Raw genomic sequence first — 17,715 nt, 5'->3', positions numbered from 1 at the left:
TTTTGTTTTTATGGTTTAACTTTTAAAATGAGAATATTAAGTGGATTAACGATATCGCCCAGTATTTTAACCTCTATAGTTTGGTTGGTGGCATAATCGTCAATATTTATTTTTTTTCCTGTGACACTATCCCTGGCTTGAACGATCACATTTTCCGTTTCAAGGGCATTGGGGAATACGGCACTTGCCGTGATCTGTACGACTGCGCTGAAAGATGTTTTTGAAATTAATAAGACTTTATCATATATCTGCCTATTGAAATCCTGTTGGTTTTTAGGGCTTCCCAATTCATCATAATCAAACAAAAGCTTTACTTTGTCTTCTCGTATACCCTCTGATGAGATCGCCTTTAAAACTTCAATATCGTCCCGGTTTTTTTTAATAAAATTGACAATTTCCTGTAGTTCATCCAGAGACAGATCATTGGTTAACAATATATTTTTAATAGTACCAATCTCCGATGCCAGGTCTTTATCTGCATTTTTCAGGACATCTAAAAAACCGTTTACCTGTATTTTGGTATATGCATTACCTGATTGATCAGAATTATCAACGGTAGCAACGTTATTTATTCCCAGTTTGCTTTTCCAGCTGCTGACATGAGTTGAGGTTAAATTGCTCGCATTTAGCAAAGCGAGATACATCGAATGAGCGTCCTGATCTGTTATATGCTCCTGCAATGCTCCTGCACCGGCAAATGACTCAAGAATTTCTTTTAATCCTTCAATGCTTTCTTTGGGAATTGGATCATCCTTATGATAAAAGGCTAAAAATGTTTCTCTAAACTGCTTTTCTGTGGGAATTTCCCCACTCTTAAACCAGCTGATAATTGTGTTTAATGGCGTATTCATTTAATTGCTGAAATTAGTTTTGATAAAATTTGATAATTTGAGAAAAACTGGTACGATGTAAAAGTCCGTTAACTTATAAATCTGTGTTTTAAAGAGATTAATTTTGCTTTTCTCTTATCCTTTATTGATTGATGGATCTACAATCCTTGATGTAGGAGAAACTATTAGAAGTCATTTCCCACATGATGCTTTCCATCGAATTAGTAATACAATGCAATCACAACTGCTACTTAATTCTTCAAAGTCCAAATTTCATCTTTCTTTGGTTCATATAAAAGTTTTCAGGCATCCTCAATCTGTAGTTGCAGTAGACCTTAAAACCGGCAGTGTTACTTTGAGAAACTAGAGATCAGATAATTTCTAAAGTTTTCAGAGATAACAATGGATTAAATGATGCGAAATCATTATCAATTTGCATTTCTCTAAAACTCAAACAATCAGCTATAAAAAATGAAACTTTCTGGATACTTTAAGGCAATAAGAATTAAGTAAACTTAAAATTGCTTGTATTGTGCTATTTGAATTACCGAAATCGGATGAAAAATTAATTGACAAGTATTGATGAAACTGAAGTGTGATTTTTCTTTGCTGTTTATCATTCTAATCATCATATCATAAAATTTTCAATAACGGTCTTCGTTTATACATTACCAAATTTTAGAACCGTCATGTGGTACTCGTTTTTAACATAAAAAACCATAACTTTATTATTCTTATAAAACCTATATTGATTACTGTTAGCCGCTGAAGATATGACCAATTTTTCTCACAAACATACCTCTGAAAAGCAGAGGGTAGCTGAAACGGAAGCCCGCTTCAAAGCCCTTATCGAAGCGACCTCGGACATCGTCTATTCGTTGAGTCCTGATTGGAGCGAGATGCGAAAACTTGACGGAGCAGGATTTTTGAAAGATGAAGAGGCGCCGAATGTCAATTGGAAAACCGATTATGTTCATCCTGAAGATATTGACCGTGTAAATACAGCCATCGAAGAATGTATCCGTGAAAAGAAAATATTCCAGATGGAGCACCGGGTGCTGCGGAAAGACGGTAGCCCGGGATGGATTGCCTCAAAAGCAATTCCTATTTTCGATAGTCAAGGCCAGGTTATTGAGTGGTTCGGGACGGCGCAGGACATTACCCAGCGTAAAGAAGCTGAGGCAGCATTATCGGAAGCCAAAGCCCGGTCCGACCAGCAGAAAAGGCTGTACGAAACAATTACTTCATCAACTCCGGATCTGCTGTATGTTTTTGATCTGGATTACCGTTTCACTTATGCCAATCAAGCCCTGCTGAATATGTGGGGCAGAACTTGGGAAGAATCGATAGGGAAAGGATTATTGGAAATTGGCTATGAGCCATGGCATGCAGAAATGCATGAGCGGGAAATTGATGAAATCATCAGAACGAAACTTCCGATACGCGGAGATGTATCTTTTCCCCATGCTACCCTGGGCAGCCGCGTTTATGACTATATTTTCACACCTGTTTTTGATGAAAATGGTGAAGTGGAAGCCATTGCCGGAGCTACCCGCGATGTAACCGACCGTAAAAAATGGGAAGAAAGCCTGAAGGAACTCAATAAAGAACTAGCCTGCACCAATCGGGAGCTTGCCGCGACCCTTGAAGAAGTTGCCAAGGTAAATGATGAACTCATCAAAGCTCACGAAAAAATCGAAGAAGGACAGATTGCTTTCCGGCTGGCGGTAGAGGCGGCAAATTTCGGTACGTGGTTTATCCATTCCGCGACCAGGGAATTTATTACGGATGCCCGCTCGAAAGAACTGTTCGGTTATTATGAAGACGAGCCGTTTTCCATTGAGCAGAGTCTGGCCCAGATCACCGATGAATACCGGCCTTATGTAGCAGAAAAACTTGAAAATGCTATTTACAACGACGGCGATTACGATGTTACTTATCCTGTAATTGGCTTCCATGATCACCGTCTTCGATGGCTGCGCGCGATCGGTAACCTTAAAGCAGATGCTTCGGGGACTTTTTCTGCTTTTACAGGAATTGTGATGGACATTACCGATCAGCATCTGGCCAGTGCAGAAATTAAACGTGCCGAAGAAAGCCTGAGAATGGCTGTGGATGCTGCGGGATTAGGAACATTTCAGATCAGTGTGGAAGACCGGGGATTTACCTGTTCACCAAAATTTAAGGAAATCTTTGGATTTTATCCGGATGAAAAGATGTCATCTGAAGCTGCCTTCAAGCAAATCCATCCGGATTTTCGGGATCTTATAGCCGCTAATATAGAAAAAGCTTTTTCGAAAAAAGCCCGATTTGATATGGAATATCTTATTATTGGCTATCATGATGAAAAACTGCGTTGGGTACGCGCCATCGGCGAAATACAGCAAAAGGAAGGCAAAGAATATTTTACGGGTGTTCTGCATGAAATCACTGAAAAAAAGCTGGATGAAATCCGCAAGAATGATTTTATCGGCATGGTAAGCCACGAGATGAAAACCCCGCTTACCTCCATCAAAACGTATATTCAGCTGATGCAGGCCAAGTTTTCAAAAACCGACGATACGATGCTCTCCAAAATACTGGAAAAAGCAGACCTTCAGATAAATAAAATGACCACCATGATCAACGGGTTCCTTGATATCTCCAGGCTTGAATCCGGAAAGATCCATATTAACCGTCAGCTGTTTGACCTTTCAGAATTGCTGAAAACGGCTGAAGAAGAAGCTAAAGCGACCATCGACAGCCATATTACCGTCTTTTCTCCCATTATATCCGTACAGGTAAATGCCGACCGGGATAAGATTGAGCAGGTGATTCATAATCTGATCAGCAATGCGGTTAAATACTCTCCCGCAGGCAGCACCATTCGGATCAGCTGTACTTCTGACGATAATTTTGCTTATGTAAGTGTTAAAGATCAGGGTAAGGGAATCAAACCGGAAGATATCGCCCATATTTTCGACCGCTATTATAGGGTTGAAGGTGAAGAAATGCAGTCGATTTCCGGCTTTGGGATTGGGCTGTATCTCTGTTCGGAAATCATCAGCCACCATCACGGATCCATTTCAGTAGAAAGTAAAATGGGTGAAGGCTCAGATTTTGTTTTTTCACTTCCGCTGAAAATAGAAGATTAGTATTTTTTACCATAAAAACCTTCAAAGTGCTATCAGCAGTTCACCATAGAATATCCTGATAAAAAATTACATTAGTTCCGCAAGCTAAATTTGTAGAAATATTTCTACAAATACGACATTACATTTCTACATTTTTATTTTCGGCGACATCTTCTTTATCCCTACTTTTGCAGTATACTTAGAATAAAGATTGTGCGATAAGAATTCTATTTTTATCTCAGGATTTTTAGAAAATCGGAGTTTTGGAATTATAATCTGACTGTTAAAAATAAATCTTACCCCTTAAGATTTCAGAAGGAAAATAATGGCAATTATAACTTCAACAGCTCAGTTAAACGATTATTCATCAAAATAATTGAGTGGTTATTATGGTTTCATCGTTGACTTCCCGCTATAAGTATTAAAAAACACAATGTAAATATATTACCGATGTATGATTTCATCCGGTAAGCTATTCAAAAAGTTACAGAAGCAGGATTTCATATTCAGTTGCATCTGTAACTTTTCTTTTTTAGCTGATTAACTTCAGCTGAATTGAGATAAAATTTCCGATCAGTTCTCCGGAAAATAAAAGCGAGGTATTGATCAGGTAAGAAATTAATGTATTATTGCAATAAAATCTAATTTTGTCCGCGAGACTGTTGCTTTTTCTTTTTACTCTTCTCTGTCTGTCACTGCACAGTCAGGAGTATAACCTTACCCGCTACAATACAGATAACGGCCTGCCCCAGAATAGTGTAAAAGATATTGTAAAAGATAAATACGGATTTATCTGGCTTACCACAGAGAACGGCGTTGTTCGTTATGACGGGTCTGCATTTCTGGCCTTTAAAGATTTTCCGATTAACAATCAACGGTTTACTTTTTTCTATGGCGATGTTCAGAAAGACAGTATCCTGACGGGTGCCGGTTATCATACCATTTTGCTCAACAGAAGAACGGCAAAGGTTTTTAAAGACCTGCATCATTCCGGCGTTCGGTATACATATAGCCGTAATCATGTGCTTTCTCACGTCAACTACAACTACCATCCCAAACAGGGAGGTCCCTTTCATCTGACGATGAAAGAAGGGCATTATTTTATTACCGATTCGTCTGTTACCTACGTGCATCCTTCCTCCCTGAAAGAGGTGTCGTTATCACTCAACACGGTTTTTAAAAACAAATTAACCCTTTTCACTCTTAATGAAAAGCTTTATCATATCGATTATGCCTCAGGAAAAGTTTACAGAATAACAAACGGAAGGATTACCGCTGGATATGATATGCCTTTTTTAGCGGATAACAGCAGCGCTATTTTATGGAGCCAGATCACCAACTCCGTATTCATCATTAAAGACCAGAAAATATACAGTCTTTCTTATGAGAAAAATTATTTCAGGATTACCCTGCTGGCAGATCTGAGCAATCTCCATATTCAGCATCTCACCTGTGCGTATTACGATACAATGTACAACAAGCTGTACTTGGGAAGCAGTATCGAAGGCCTGACAGTTCTGAATTTCCATCAGTTTTCTTCAACAAAAGAAAACAGTGCCACCAATACGGTGTTCTACTCTACCCTGCCCTATAATAATACCAGTGTCATCACCCCGCTCGGACAGATATACAGCCGGAGAGGCCTGCTGGGCGATAAAGCATTCGATACGGACAGTCAGTATTTTATCAGCTACGACCAGGATAAAAATATCATCGTTCAAGATTCGGGAAAAGTGTATGCTTATCTGAATTCATCTTCTTTTTCAACCCGGAATTTAATTATTAAAACCTCAAACACATTAGTAGACTTTCTGTATGATCAGAAACGGTATTATACAGTTACCCGGCCTTCATTAAGGCAGTATAGCGGAGGGAACCTGCTGGTTTACAAAGACCGGTCTTTCAAAATGCCGGAAAGAATTATTCCGCTGGATTCGGAGCCGACCAAGCTTTTCAGGGCCGACGGTTTCCTTTGGGTCGGAACGATTCACGGGCTCATCAAAATCTCTTTAAAAACATACAAAAAAAATAATATCGCAACCGGTAAAGATTTTTATGTACGAAATATAATCCGCAGCAACGACGGCAACCTGTGGATTACCACACTAGGAAAAGGGTTTTACCTTCTTAAAAACGATACGCTTATCAGGATGCCTTTGGATACTGATAAAAATTTACTGTCCGCCCATACGATATTGGAAGATAAGAAACAATTTTTTTGGATTCCAACCAATAACGGGCTGTACAAAGTACGGGAACGAAAACTTCTGGAATTTGCTAATGACAGGAACCAGGAAGTAAGTTATTACAGGTATACGAAAGATGCGGGATTCAATACCAACGAATTTAATGGTGGAAGCAACATCTGCGGTAATATCTTAAACAATGGAGATTTTGTTTTACCGTCGCTCGATGGGCTTGTTTTCTTCAATCCACTGAAAACAAAAAGCATGTATCCGAAAGATTTTTATCTGGAAAGGGCCTTGATCGACGGAAAAGAAATTCGATTCTCAAAAAGTTTAACCGTTGACCAGGAAGTCGAGAAAATCGACATTTTTATTGATGTCCCTTATTTTTCCAACCGGAATAATGTGATCATAAAACTAAAACGGGGGCCGGACAAAAGATGGGAAAATGTAGAACAGGGCATGAAACTGTCCATTTCAAACCCGTCTTACGGGGATCATCTGTATACGATAAAGGTCCTTACCTCAGACAATGAAACTTATATTTACAAAAAAATACATATTGTTGTTACCCCTTATTTTTATCAGACCATCTGGTTTAAAATAGTAAGCCTGATACTGATAGCAATGATCATCATTTTCATCATCAGGATGAGAACAAGAATTTTAAAGAATAAGAATCTTGTGCTGGAAGATATCATAGAAGCACGGACCAAAAAACTTTCGGCCACCGTAGAAAGCCTGGAAAAAACCAAAAACCAGCTGAACAACGAGATTGAACAGCAGAAGAAGCTTATCGGCACCATTACTCACGATATTACCACGCCCATCAAATTTATTGCTTTTGCGGCCCAGGATATTCTGGAAAACGACCGGCACGATCAAGAAAAACTGCGCCGGATTCTTACCTCTATCTCGAAGTCTTCCAGCCAGCTCTATAATTTTACCCTCGCCCTGAAGGAATACGCGGATATTTACAATAATTACAGGAGCGATACCAAAGAACTTTACCGGCTGTACGATCTTATCCAGGAAAAAAAGAAGCTTTTCGATCCGATTGCCGGTAACAGCAATACCGTCATCTCGAATGAAGTGGATCCCAATATTTATTTGGATATTAATAAGAATACATTATCAGTGATTATCCATAACTTATTGGATAATGCCGTAAAATTCACACAGAAAGGCAGCATACGCATTGCATCTGAAATCACCGGTGATACGACCGTTATCATCATCAGAGACAACGGAATCGGCATGAGCCCGTCGCAGATTGAATATTACACTTCCCTTCACAAGAATATTGACGACGAAAAGCTGCTGCTTCAGAAGTACGGAATGGGTCTGCATCTTGTCTTGCAGCTTATCCATATATTGGACGGAAAAATCGAACTCGAGAACAATATCCCTTCCGGTACTGTTTTCAAAATAATATTAAAAACTTTGACAAATGAATAAAAGAATTCTTATTGCAGATGATCATGATATCGTGTTAACCGGTACTAGCCTGATCCTGGAGTCGAAGATCAAAGATATCCTTATTGATACAGCGGAAAACTATCTCGAAGTGCTCGAAAAAATGGGTTGTCAGCATTATGACCTAATCATTCTGGATATCAACATGCCGGAAAGCAAAAACAAAAAAATGATCTCGGAGATCAAGCAGATCTGTCAGGAGACTAAAATCTTAATTTTTTCCGTTCATGACGAATCGGTGGCCCTGCAGTATATTCAGGAAGGAGCAGACGGCTACCTGAACAAACTCAGCAAGGTGGAAGAGATTGCCGAAGCCGTAAAAAAAATTCTTCACGAAGGCCATTATTATCCGGTACAAATTACCCAATATCTTCTGAAAACCTCCACCGCTGTACCCCAGACCAATCCTTTGGAAAAGTTATCGGAAAGGGAATATCAGATCTTTAACCTGATGGTAAAAGGTGAAGGCAGCCTGGAAATATCCAATATTCTCCATATCCAGATGCCGACCATCAGCACTTATAAAAAAAGGATTTACAAAAAGCTTGGGACCAGCAATATCGTAGACCTCATTAAAATATACGAGAATTTTTCCGCTGAAAAAATATAAAAGATTATGCTGTAACCTTCACAACATCAAGTTTTCATAAGATGGAAAATTAAAATATCTGCGATCGTATTCCGATTAAAAATACTGGATATACTTTGTTGGATTGATATAAAATTTCATCCGTTGAAGTTTCGTAATTGACTGAATAGTTATATATTTAAATACTAATTTTATGTTTCACCGATAATTCAGGAGACTTTATGCTGGTACAGTTTCATTCTTTTTTACATCTGCTGTTTATAGGAATTATTGCACTCTTTCCGGTGGTAAATCCTATCGGTTCCGCACTGATCATCAATCCGTATCTTTCCAGGCTTTCGGAAGGCGATAAAAGAAATGCGGTAAGAAAAATTACATTGTATGCCTTTTTTATCTGTATTGTTTCATTATTTGCAGGACACTGGATTCTCGAACTGTTCGGAATTTCTATTCCAGTCATTCAGGTTGCAGGTGGAATCCTGATCTGTAAGATGGGATGGACTTCCCTTTCTTCCGACCAGCAGGAAAACAGCGACAAGAAAATAACCGAAGAAGAAAATACCAACAGATCGGATATTTCGGACCAGCTTTTTTATCCGCTTACCTTCCCGATTACTACCGGGGCCGGAACCATCTCCGTATTATTTACGCTGAGTGCCCACAGTGCAGACAAAAACTGGGAAAATTACCTTATCAATACATCCGCCATCATTCTGGCCATCCTGTTTATGTGCGCTCTGGTCTTCTTTTTCTACAGTCATACCAAGAAGATCATCGAAAAACTGGGTGCAAACGGGCAGAATATTGCCAACAGGATTTTCGCCTTCCTTATTTTCTGTGTCGGACTGGAAATTGCGATCACCGGAGCAAAAACTATTTTTCATTCATTCTAATTGATTGAATTTCATATTCTGCAAAGACTGTTTTTTATCTTTCAGGATTTCGTTATTTAAAAATATCTGTGCCTATACATTGGAAATCAGCTTTATAATACTGTCATCCGGATTGGCAGCAAAGTTGTACCTCTACCTAAGACAAACCGGAAGAGATGCGGAATTTACCATGTAATATTCAACCGGTTTATCATACATGCCGAATTAGATTATCTATGCAATTTATTTAAAAACATCAAAAACAATACATACAATGAAAGTACTATTTGTAGTTACCTCACACGATGAACTTGGAAACACTGGTAAAAAAACAGGATTTTGGGTGGAAGAATTCGCGGCACCTTATTATTCCCTGAAAGATGCGGGATTTGATATTGTGGTGGCCACCCCGAAAGGCGGACAGGCACCGATAGACCCGAAAAGTGAAGATCCCGATGCGCAGACGCCTGCCACGGAGCGGTATTATCAGGATCAGGAAGTACAGCAGGTGATTGCTGATACCCATAAATTAAGTGAACAGAAAGCGGAAGATTTCGATGCCGTATTTTATCCGGGAGGGCACGGGCCTTTATGGGATCTGGCCGAAGACAGCGATTCCCAGAAACTAATCCTTGATTTCTACAACAGCAACAAGCCTGTAGCAGCCGTATGCCATGCGCCGGGAGTGTTTAAAAACATTAATCTGGAAAACGGCGAACCGCTGGTAAAAGGAAAAAAGGTCACCGGCTTTTCGAATACGGAAGAAGAGGCGGTTCAGCTTATCGATGTAGTGCCCTTCCTGGTAGAAGATGAACTGAAAAACGCGGGTGGCGATTATTCTAAAACAGAGGACTGGGGCGTGCACGTCGTTCAGGACGGCCTGTTGATTACCGGCCAGAATCCCGCTTCTTCCGAAAATGCAGCCGAAAAACTCATCGCCGCTTTAAAGAAATAAAACAATCTGAAATTGTTTGATAATTTCCATCATTCCTGAAAGGTTTTCTTTATCCGGAATGATGGATTTATTTTTATGTTTAATAACGTGATCGAATCAGGACTTTAATCAACCTATATTTCGATATCCTCCAGACCGCGGATCATCCAGAGGGTACAGGAATCGTGGCCCGAATTTCCCAATGGCTTTTCCAGCAATCTGAACCCTGAATTTTCATACATTTTTACCGCTTTTGAAAACTCCGGTAAACTTTCGAGATACACGTTATCATAGCCCATCTCCTTGGCACTGGCAATGCTTTTCATCATCAGGCTTTTCCCAAGGCCCTTTCCTCTTGCCTCAGGGCGAAGATAAAATTTTGCCAGTTCTGCACATCCTTCCGGCAGTCCTTCCGTAGGATAAATTCCACAGCATCCGGAAACTACACCGTCGATTTCTCCCACCCAAAGCACCGAATTTTCGCATGTGAACAATGAATAGAGATCGAAAGTCGTAGGATCGGAATAAACCGTCCCTTCCTTCGGGGCATCAAATTCCGTAAAAGTATCTCTGATAAGCTTTGCAAGTGCTCCGTTGTCCGATTTTTCCGCTTTTCTGATAACTGTCTGCTCCATATTTTTTTGATTGGTCCAAAATTAATTCAATCATTCTTCCTGTACAAAAAATGATGAGGAAACTTTTATAAGCGGAACTGTTTCACGGATTAGAAGATCAGACTCCGTCAGCTGATATCTTTCAGCAGAACAATTTTATCATCCTCAAAAGTAAATTCAGAAGTTCCTTTTAATGTAAGCACATCTCCTTTCTTCATTCCGTTAGGAAGACCGATGGCTAAAGTTCCTTCATAACTGATTTCTACAGTTACTGTATTGTTGTTAAAACTCCAGCTTTCAATGTTTTGATGCCTGTCTGAAAAATAAGCGGTTGCCTCATCAGCCTGCTGTTTAAAGTTTTCAATTCCTTCAATGTACATTCCCACTTCTCCGCCGGATATATTTTCAAATACAATGGCTTTACTTAAGTTCCGGCACATGCCTTCAACATCAAAATTATTGTATGCCCGGATGTAATCTTCGATGGCAGCGGTATAATGTTCTTTATGATCCATAGAGTCTGCATTAAATTATTAGGGAATTAAAATTATAGAAAATCAGTTAAAAAAAGAAATACAAGGATCAGCTTTTAACGCGGTATTTTCTTTTTAAATGATAGTATCTGAACAGCATTTTGTCGTACCATAAGGCAAACAATAGGATGATTACCGGCAGGAAAAGCGTTTGCAGTTTAAAATACTGATACAGCCAGCCCCCGGTAATTCCTCCGGTAAAAAATCCGCCAATGATCATCAGCTTTAAAAAGATGCTTTTGAGCAGCATCGGTTTCGGTAATGTCCTGTTGCTTAGCAATTGGGAAAGCTCGATTCCGAGATCCGTAAATAATCCGGTAAGATGTGTGGTTCTTACCACCGACATCGAAACCCTTGTGACCAGCGCATTCTGAAGGCCCATCGCAAAAAGCAGTGAAACGGAAACGAATTTGGAGTAAACAGGCGTCAGCCGGATCCCGTTGAAGAAAGACAAACCGACCATTGAAAGGATAGCCACTTCAATAACGATCGGAATTATATAAGAAGTATGAGACTGACGTTTTGCAGCCAGCTCCATAACCAGACCGGACACGAAAGCACCCGACAGAAAGGCAAAAATGTAAAGCAGGTAGGTAAAAGCATACGCGTAATCTTCCAGAAAAAACTGCTCGGAAAAATAAGCAAAATGTCCGGTTACATTCGTAGTAAGCGTATGCACGGAAAACACACCGATACTATTGACCATACCGGCAACACATGACAGTAATGAAGCGAGCTTCAAGTTATGCTGAAAGGTCCTGCCTTTCCCCTTATGCCTGAACATCGGATTGCTTTACACAAAAATACGAAATTATACAAGATATTCGTTGCAGCGTTAACCCGAAGTAGAAATTACATTAATGGCTGGAAGAGGGAAGCCGGATGCCGGACGTTTCTTTTGTTAACATTACGGCAAACATTCTTTTAATATCAAATAATGGTCTGTTATCCTGTCAGGACAACAGCTATTTGAAATAAAAAATATCTACTCGGAAAAAGCCTGACAGTTGACACATTGAATTATAATACGGTTAATGTATGGTGAAATATGAAATGAATCACTTCATATTTAATACTGAATCAGCTTTTCCAGATCCGAGGTTTTATTTTCGCGGTAAAAATGCCCGTGAAATTCATTGAGCTTTTTCAGAAGATCCAGCAGCATGTTTTTTTCTTCCTCAGCGAGCTGACCGGATAAAAATTTTGAGGTGATATTCACTTTTTCGACAGACTGATGAAAAGCCTTCTCACCTTTCTGGGTAAGGTTCAGTCTTTTACTTCTCTTGTCTTTTTCATCATTTTTTTCCGCCACCATTCCGCATTCCAGCAGACGCTTGATGATCTGCGTCCCGGTTTGCTTCTCGTGTCCGTTCCGCTCGATCAGCTGCATCTTGGTGAGGTTCGGCTCATCTTTAAGACGGTAGAGGTACGTAAATTCTTCATTGGCAAGTTCGGGGAAATCCTTCAGGCCTCTTCTGATCGCCTGTTTGGAATATCTTCCCAACAGCAACACCTGCTTGCAGATTTCATTTTCGGTAAAAGAAACTTCATGCTGTTCATTTTTGAAGAGCTTGGTGGGACTTTCTTCCCTGTATTTCCTGTCGTTCAGCCATAAGCGGAAATCTTCAACGGTAGAATGGGGTTTACAGGCTTCAGAATTTTCAAAATCTTTTACCTGATGAAGCAGATCAATGAAAAAGTCAGTATTCATAATGCAAATTTAGTCTAAAAAAAAATAAGATTAACCCAATCTAAAGCTTGATACTTCCCATTCCGCCGTCTATTCCGAAAACCTGTCCGGTAATCCATGAAGCTTGATCCGAAAGTAGGAAGGCCGCCATCGCCGCAATTTCTTCAGGGTTTCCCACTCTTTGCAGCGGATGCCTTTTGGCAGAAGCTTCCCGCTTCTCAGGGGTCGACAATAACTGTGCAGCCAAATGGGTATCCGTTAAAGATGGGGCAATGGCATTCACCCGTATTTTCTGCGCGGAAAACTCTGCAGCCAGGCTTTTGGTAAGCCCTTCTACGGCATTTTTACTTGCAGAAACCGAAGCATGAAAAGGCATTCCCAATTTTGCCGCCACAGAACTGAACAGGACGACCGAGGCACTTTCAGCCTTCTTCAGGTTTGGCAGCAGCTTCTGAATAATTTTCACCGCTCCCACGACGTTGATTTCAAAATCATTCCTGAAATCGTCTGTTGAAAGCCTGTTAAAAGGTTTTAGATTAATACTTCCCGGTGCATATACCAATCCGTCCACGGTCTCCGGAAAATCGATATCGTCAGGATTTCCCGAAAGGATGTTCATCTCATGGAATTCGATGTTCGGATGATTCAATTCAGGATTTTGGGTTTTCGAAATTCCGATAATTTGGTGATTTTCCGCAAGAATCTTTGCCGTGGCCAGACCGATGCCTTTCCCGCAGCCGATAATAACGATGTTTTTCATATTTATTTTTTGATGTTATTTTTGAATGTAGCGTATAATGCTGATTATTTTTTAGTTTGTGTCTTATTACATTTTAAACACAAAGCCCACAAAGAGTTTTTTTACTACTAACCGTTTTTTAAGTTTTACAAAGCCGTTTCACTTAAAAAGAGAACACTGAGGCTTTAACTCTATTTGGTTAACGGTTTGTCAGGCCGGGCCAAATTTATCCTGAACTTTACAAAGGAAGTCTGGTTTATTCCTAAATTTCTCTTGAATACAAACCCGCCTATTAGGATATTGCTTAAAGTACACCTGTCAGGCTGAGCCTGTCGAAGCCTTGCTGATAATTTAACCCCTTTGGAAATACAAAGCACGCAAAAGATTTTATCACTACTAAAACGGTTTTTAAGTTTCACAAAGCTAATTCTACAGGCTCAGCATACACTTTTTAGTTATAAAAGCTTTCAGAGTTTTACTAATTAATTTTTCTTGTTAGTTGATAAACTAGGTCCTGTTAAGGTATTGCTTAAGTATACCTGTCAGGCTGAGCCTGTCGAAGCCTTGCTGATAATTTAACCTCTTTGGAAATACAAAGCACGCAAAAGATTTTATCACTACTAAAACGGATTTCAAGTTTCACAAAGCTAATTCTACAGGCTCAGCATAAAATTTTCATTTATAGAGGCAAGCGTAGATTATTAATTTAAATTTTGTTTTAGCATCAACTACATTTTAACTTCAATCTTTACCTCAGCCTCAACCTCCCCTACCTCTTCGAAATCTTATTATTACTGATGATCCGCTGCCGGCTGCATTTGAACCTTTCGATTTCCTCACTTCGCTTTTTCAGATGCTTTTGGCTGACTCCGGAATTTACCCTTTTCCGCCAAAGCTTAAAACTCGATTCTTTGAGTTCGGTGCGCATCAGTTCAATGACTTCCGACTCGCTGATCCCGAACTGGAACCGGATGGCTTCAAAAGGCGTGCGGTCTTCCCACGCCATTTCAATGATGCGGTCTGTTTCTTTTAAATTAAAATTTTTATTCATTGTTCTTATTTTTTTAGACTTGAATTACAAAAGATTTTTTCCTATTGATTGTCTTTGAGCCCTCTTTTACCGCGTTGTAAGGCTGAGCCCGTCGAAGCCTTTTGAAAACTCACCCACCCAAACCCTCAAACCCTCATACTCTCAAACACTCATACTCTCATACTCTCATACTCTCACTCCCACAAACCCTCAAACTCACTCACTCACTCACTCACTCACTCACTCAAACTCTTAATCATCTCCCTAGCCGTCTCAAAATGCCTGTTCCTCTTCTCTTCCGGCATTTTTTCAAGGGTTCTGACCATCATTCCCAGTCTTGGATTTTTCAGGAAGAAATCTCTGTGTTCATGGATGAAATTCCAAAACAGCGCATCCCATTTTTCGGTCCATTCACCGTCGGGGTAATCGCTCATCTTCTTCAGGTAATTGCTTCCGCTGATATACGGTTTCGTACTCATTTTTCCACCGTCGGAAAAGCTGCTCATCCCATAAACATTGGGAACCATTACCCAATCGTAGGAGTCGATAAACATTTCCATAAACCATTGATAAACTTCATCCGGATTAAACTGGCAGAGATTCATAAAATTCGCAAAGACCATAAGCCTTTCAATGTGATGGGCATAACCGGTTTTCAGGATTTTTGATAGTGAACTGTCGATCGGACGTATGCCCGTTTCCGCCGTATAGAAGGATTTGGGTATCTTATTTTGATGTTGCCAGAAATTTTTATTCCGCTGATATGTTCCCTGGTACAGGTAAACGCCCCGAACAAATTCCCGCCAGCCGACAATCTGCCTGATGAAACCTTCCAGCGAATTCACAGGAACCTCCTCTTCTTTGGCAAAAGCAACTGCTCTTTCCACCACATTTTCAGCGGTAAGAAGCCCGATATTCAGCAAGGGCGAAAGAATGCTGTGGTGCAGGAAATGTTCTTTTTCTACAATGCTGTCCTCGTAGATCCCGAATTCGGCAAACCGCGTTTCAAAAAACTGGTCCAGCCACTTTTCCGCTTCTTTAAAAGTCGTGGGATACAGCTGTTCGTCTGTCAGGCTGCCGTAGTTATCGGCAAAATGCTTTTCCGTATATTTTTTAGCCTCCTTATAATAGGTATTGTTTTCTGGAAAACTAACCGACGGTGCTTTTCTGTTCTTCGGATACTTTTTCCGGTTCTCGGTATCGTACGTCCACTTTCCACCCACTGGCTTTCCGGCTTTCATAAGGATATTCCGGATGATTCGCTGCTGCTTATAAAAATCCGTCTGATGATAGGATTTTTTATTCTCAAAATATTCTTTGAGATCTTCTTTCGTATTAATGAACAGTGGACTGTCCAGGACTTGAAGCTCAAGCTTTGTTTTCCACAGTCTTTTTTCAAGCCAGTGGTCACAGACATCGGTAGTTCTGATGGTTTTAAAACCCTCTTTTTCAATCTTCGGAATCAGATTTCTGATGTCGGAGAATTCAGAAGTGCTTTCAATATATTCCACCGTAAAACCCAACTTTTTCAGATAGTCTTCATAAAATTTCATCGTTGCCCGGTGAAACGCAATTTTCTGTTGATGAAACGCGTACTGCCTGAAAAACAGGAATTCCTCAATCAGAAATACCAGCTGTGTTTTCTCCAGGTAATCCGTATCTTCAAAAAGCTGATGCGGAAAGATCAGCTGGGCGGTGGATTTCAGTTTTGCAGCCATAATTGGGTAAATTCGTGATTAGGGTCGTATACTTCAGCCTGTTTTTCAGGGTTAAATATCCGGTCGCGGTTGTCATTTCCCACTCCGGCCAGGTACATCCAGTTGCCATAATTGCTGTGCACATCATAATCGATGAGCAGCTCTTCAAAATAGGCTGCGCCGATCCGCCAGTCCTGCTTCAGGACTTTACAGAAATAGGAAGCCACATTCTGCCTTCCCCGGTTGCTCATCCAGCCTGTATTTTTAAGTTCCAGCATATTGGCATTGATGAAATCCGAATCCGTAGCGCCGTCTTTCCAACTGCGGATCAGTTCCTCATTATATTCAGCAGTATATTTTTTCCTGCTGATCCCGTTTTTCCAGAAAATCAAATCTTTATATTCCATCGAGACATATCTGAAAAAATCCCGCCAAAGCAATTCGAAAACCAGCCAGTAGGTCGATTCATTGCTGCCGAATTGCTGTTCGTACTTTTTGATCTCGTGGTATACGGTAACCGCCGAAAGACTTCCGTCCGCAAGCCAGGCAGAAAATTTCGAACTGTAATCGTCGCCGATTAAGCCGTTTCTTGTTTCTTTATAACGGCTCAGATTACGGGTTTCCAAAAAATAAGATTCCACCCTTTTCAGGCCTTCCGTTTCTCCACCGCGGAAAGGAAATGCAGACCTTTTATCTGTTTCAAAACCATCATACCCCAGCAGTTCCAGAGAAATTTCATTACTTTCCACTTCAATACCGGATCTTTCATAACCCAAATGCTCTGTATTAAATTCGGGGCGGATCAGCAGATTTTTCTCAATTTTCTGTCTGAAAGCGGTAAACAGCATTGGAATTTTCTCTATTGTTTTGAAAACGAACAACGGGTGGACCAAAAACTGAGAATACGATTTTTCCCAGACTGCCGACGGCAGGACTTCCCTTATTTCATTTTCCTTTATTAATTCTTCCTGAGTCCACTCCTCTTGGCAGAAGATCTTCGTGATTTCAAACCGGTCCGTCAGTTCTTTAAATACTGTTGCCGTATTCCCTATTTTTATAAGGAAAGGAATATTTTTACGGGTAAAATTATTTTTCAGATCTTCTACCGTTTCCATGAGAAATTTTGCCCTGTATTTTCCGGTTTTCCGGCTGCCAAACTGAGAGCTTTTAAACTCAAGGTCTTCAAAAACATATACAGCCAGGAAAGGCAGTCCTTCCTGCATAATCTTATATAACGATTCCGAATCTCTTGTTCTCAGGTCTTTGGTAAGCCAGAGGATATTGATTTTTTGTTTTTCCGACATCTTTCACTGCAATATTTTACTTCGTCCCAGTTTTTCTTCCACTTTTTTCGCCAGTTGAAAGGCAATCCGCAGGTTTCGCAGATTTTGGAGGGTAATCCGGACGGCATA

General features: G+C 40.2%; 15 protein-coding genes. 5 read left to right on the top strand and 10 right to left on the bottom strand.

Annotation, left to right across the window (positions count from 1 at the left end; genetic code table 11):
- Positions 1-8 precede the first annotated feature (8 nt).
- Positions 9-851: a hypothetical protein gene (locus QE422_RS09710; RefSeq protein ID WP_307457381.1), complete on the bottom strand. Its 843-nt coding sequence runs from the start codon at positions 849-851 to the stop codon at positions 9-11.
- 752 nt (positions 852-1,603) lie between these two features.
- On the opposite strand from QE422_RS09710, the gene QE422_RS09705 reads away from it, so the two are divergent.
- From QE422_RS09705 to QE422_RS09685, 5 genes are all read left to right on the top strand, one after another.
- The gene (locus tag QE422_RS09705) at positions 1,604-3,964 is read left to right on the top strand and encodes a PAS domain S-box protein (RefSeq protein WP_307457378.1); all 2,361 of its coding nucleotides are present in this window, start codon (positions 1,604-1,606) and stop codon (positions 3,962-3,964) included.
- 626 nt (positions 3,965-4,590) lie between these two features.
- Entirely contained in the window at positions 4,591-7,587 is a 2,997-nt protein-coding gene (locus QE422_RS09700) for an ATP-binding protein (RefSeq protein WP_307457375.1), read from the top strand.
- Positions 7,580-8,215, top strand: coding sequence for a response regulator transcription factor (locus QE422_RS09695; RefSeq protein ID WP_307457374.1), 636 nt, complete (start codon positions 7,580-7,582; stop codon positions 8,213-8,215). The genes QE422_RS09700 and QE422_RS09695 overlap by 8 nt, the downstream gene beginning before the upstream one ends.
- 200 nt (positions 8,216-8,415) lie before the next feature.
- Positions 8,416-9,087 carry a MarC family protein gene (locus QE422_RS09690; RefSeq protein WP_307457372.1) on the top strand — a complete coding sequence of 224 codons (672 nt, stop codon included), beginning with the start codon at positions 8,416-8,418 and terminating at the stop codon, positions 9,085-9,087.
- A 253-nt stretch (positions 9,088-9,340) separates the two neighbouring features.
- Positions 9,341-10,021, top strand: coding sequence for a type 1 glutamine amidotransferase domain-containing protein (locus tag QE422_RS09685; protein ID WP_307457369.1), 681 nt, complete (start codon positions 9,341-9,343; stop codon positions 10,019-10,021).
- A 113-nt stretch (positions 10,022-10,134) separates the two neighbouring features.
- Here QE422_RS09685 and QE422_RS09680 read toward each other — a convergent pair whose 3' ends face one another.
- The 9 genes from QE422_RS09680 to QE422_RS09640 all read right to left on the bottom strand — a co-directional run bounded on the left by QE422_RS09680 (position 10,135) and on the right by QE422_RS09640 (position 17,714).
- Positions 10,135-10,635 (bottom strand): GNAT family N-acetyltransferase, encoded by a 501-nt coding sequence (locus QE422_RS09680; protein WP_307457368.1) that lies wholly within the window; start codon positions 10,633-10,635, stop codon positions 10,135-10,137.
- Between the two features lie 107 nt (positions 10,636-10,742).
- Complete coding sequence (locus QE422_RS09675; RefSeq protein ID WP_307457365.1) at positions 10,743-11,129, bottom strand: nuclear transport factor 2 family protein; 387 nt, start codon at positions 11,127-11,129, stop codon at positions 10,743-10,745.
- A 67-nt stretch (positions 11,130-11,196) separates the two neighbouring features.
- The gene (locus tag QE422_RS09670) at positions 11,197-11,931 is read right to left on the bottom strand and encodes a YoaK family protein (protein ID WP_307457362.1); all 735 of its coding nucleotides are present in this window, start codon (positions 11,929-11,931) and stop codon (positions 11,197-11,199) included.
- A 285-nt stretch (positions 11,932-12,216) separates the two neighbouring features.
- A complete protein-coding gene (locus QE422_RS09665; RefSeq protein WP_307457361.1) occupies positions 12,217-12,858 on the bottom strand; it encodes a MarR family winged helix-turn-helix transcriptional regulator in 642 nt (213 codons plus the stop codon).
- A 40-nt stretch (positions 12,859-12,898) separates the two neighbouring features.
- A complete protein-coding gene (locus QE422_RS09660; protein ID WP_307457357.1) occupies positions 12,899-13,597 on the bottom strand; it encodes an SDR family NAD(P)-dependent oxidoreductase in 699 nt (232 codons plus the stop codon).
- A 748-nt stretch (positions 13,598-14,345) separates the two neighbouring features.
- Positions 14,346-14,627 carry a TIGR03643 family protein gene (locus QE422_RS09655; protein WP_307457355.1) on the bottom strand — a complete coding sequence of 94 codons (282 nt, stop codon included), beginning with the start codon at positions 14,625-14,627 and terminating at the stop codon, positions 14,346-14,348.
- 215 nt (positions 14,628-14,842) lie between these two features.
- Positions 14,843-16,324: a cryptochrome/photolyase family protein gene (locus QE422_RS09650; RefSeq protein WP_307457352.1), complete on the bottom strand. Its 1,482-nt coding sequence runs from the start codon at positions 16,322-16,324 to the stop codon at positions 14,843-14,845.
- Positions 16,309-17,607: a DASH family cryptochrome gene (locus QE422_RS09645; protein WP_307457349.1), complete on the bottom strand. Its 1,299-nt coding sequence runs from the start codon at positions 17,605-17,607 to the stop codon at positions 16,309-16,311. Before QE422_RS09645 ends, QE422_RS09650 begins: the two co-directional genes overlap by 16 nt.
- Positions 17,559-17,714 (bottom strand): DUF2256 domain-containing protein, encoded by a 156-nt coding sequence (locus QE422_RS09640; RefSeq protein ID WP_307457346.1) that lies wholly within the window; start codon positions 17,712-17,714, stop codon positions 17,559-17,561. The genes QE422_RS09645 and QE422_RS09640 overlap by 49 nt, the downstream gene beginning before the upstream one ends.
- Position 17,715: the final 1 nt, after the last annotated feature.

The organism is Chryseobacterium sp. SORGH_AS_0447 (assembly GCF_030818695.1).
Classification (GTDB): domain Bacteria; phylum Bacteroidota; class Bacteroidia; order Flavobacteriales; family Weeksellaceae; genus Chryseobacterium.
Note: the sequence above shows the minus strand (reverse complement) of the source record. Positions and strands in the feature narration are given on the sequence as shown.

Bases quoted from the DNA above. Each gene is read 5' to 3' on its own strand.
- QE422_RS09710 (WP_307457381.1), bottom strand. From the start codon at position 851: ATGAATACGCCATTAAACACAATTATCAGCTGGTTTAAGAGTGGGGAA.
- QE422_RS09705 (WP_307457378.1), top strand. From the start codon at position 1,604: ATGACCAATTTTTCTCACAAACATACCTCTGAAAAGCAGAGGGTAGCT.
- QE422_RS09695 (WP_307457374.1), top strand. From the start codon at position 7,580: ATGAATAAAAGAATTCTTATTGCAGATGATCATGATATCGTGTTAACC.
- QE422_RS09690 (WP_307457372.1), top strand. From the start codon at position 8,416: ATGCTGGTACAGTTTCATTCTTTTTTACATCTGCTGTTTATAGGAATT.
- QE422_RS09685 (WP_307457369.1), top strand. From the start codon at position 9,341: ATGAAAGTACTATTTGTAGTTACCTCACACGATGAACTTGGAAACACT.
- QE422_RS09680 (WP_307457368.1), bottom strand. From the start codon at position 10,635: ATGGAGCAGACAGTTATCAGAAAAGCGGAAAAATCGGACAACGGAGCA.
- QE422_RS09675 (WP_307457365.1), bottom strand. From the start codon at position 11,129: ATGGATCATAAAGAACATTATACCGCTGCCATCGAAGATTACATCCGG.
- QE422_RS09670 (WP_307457362.1), bottom strand. From the start codon at position 11,931: ATGTTCAGGCATAAGGGGAAAGGCAGGACCTTTCAGCATAACTTGAAG.
- QE422_RS09665 (WP_307457361.1), bottom strand. From the start codon at position 12,858: ATGAATACTGACTTTTTCATTGATCTGCTTCATCAGGTAAAAGATTTT.
- QE422_RS09660 (WP_307457357.1), bottom strand. From the start codon at position 13,597: ATGAAAAACATCGTTATTATCGGCTGCGGGAAAGGCATCGGTCTGGCC.
- QE422_RS09655 (WP_307457355.1), bottom strand. From the start codon at position 14,627: ATGAATAAAAATTTTAATTTAAAAGAAACAGACCGCATCATTGAAATG.
- QE422_RS09650 (WP_307457352.1), bottom strand. From the start codon at position 16,324: ATGGCTGCAAAACTGAAATCCACCGCCCAGCTGATCTTTCCGCATCAG.
- QE422_RS09645 (WP_307457349.1), bottom strand. From the start codon at position 17,607: ATGTCGGAAAAACAAAAAATCAATATCCTCTGGCTTACCAAAGACCTG.
- QE422_RS09640 (WP_307457346.1), bottom strand. From the start codon at position 17,714: ATGCCGTCCGGATTACCCTCCAAAATCTGCGAAACCTGCGGATTGCCT.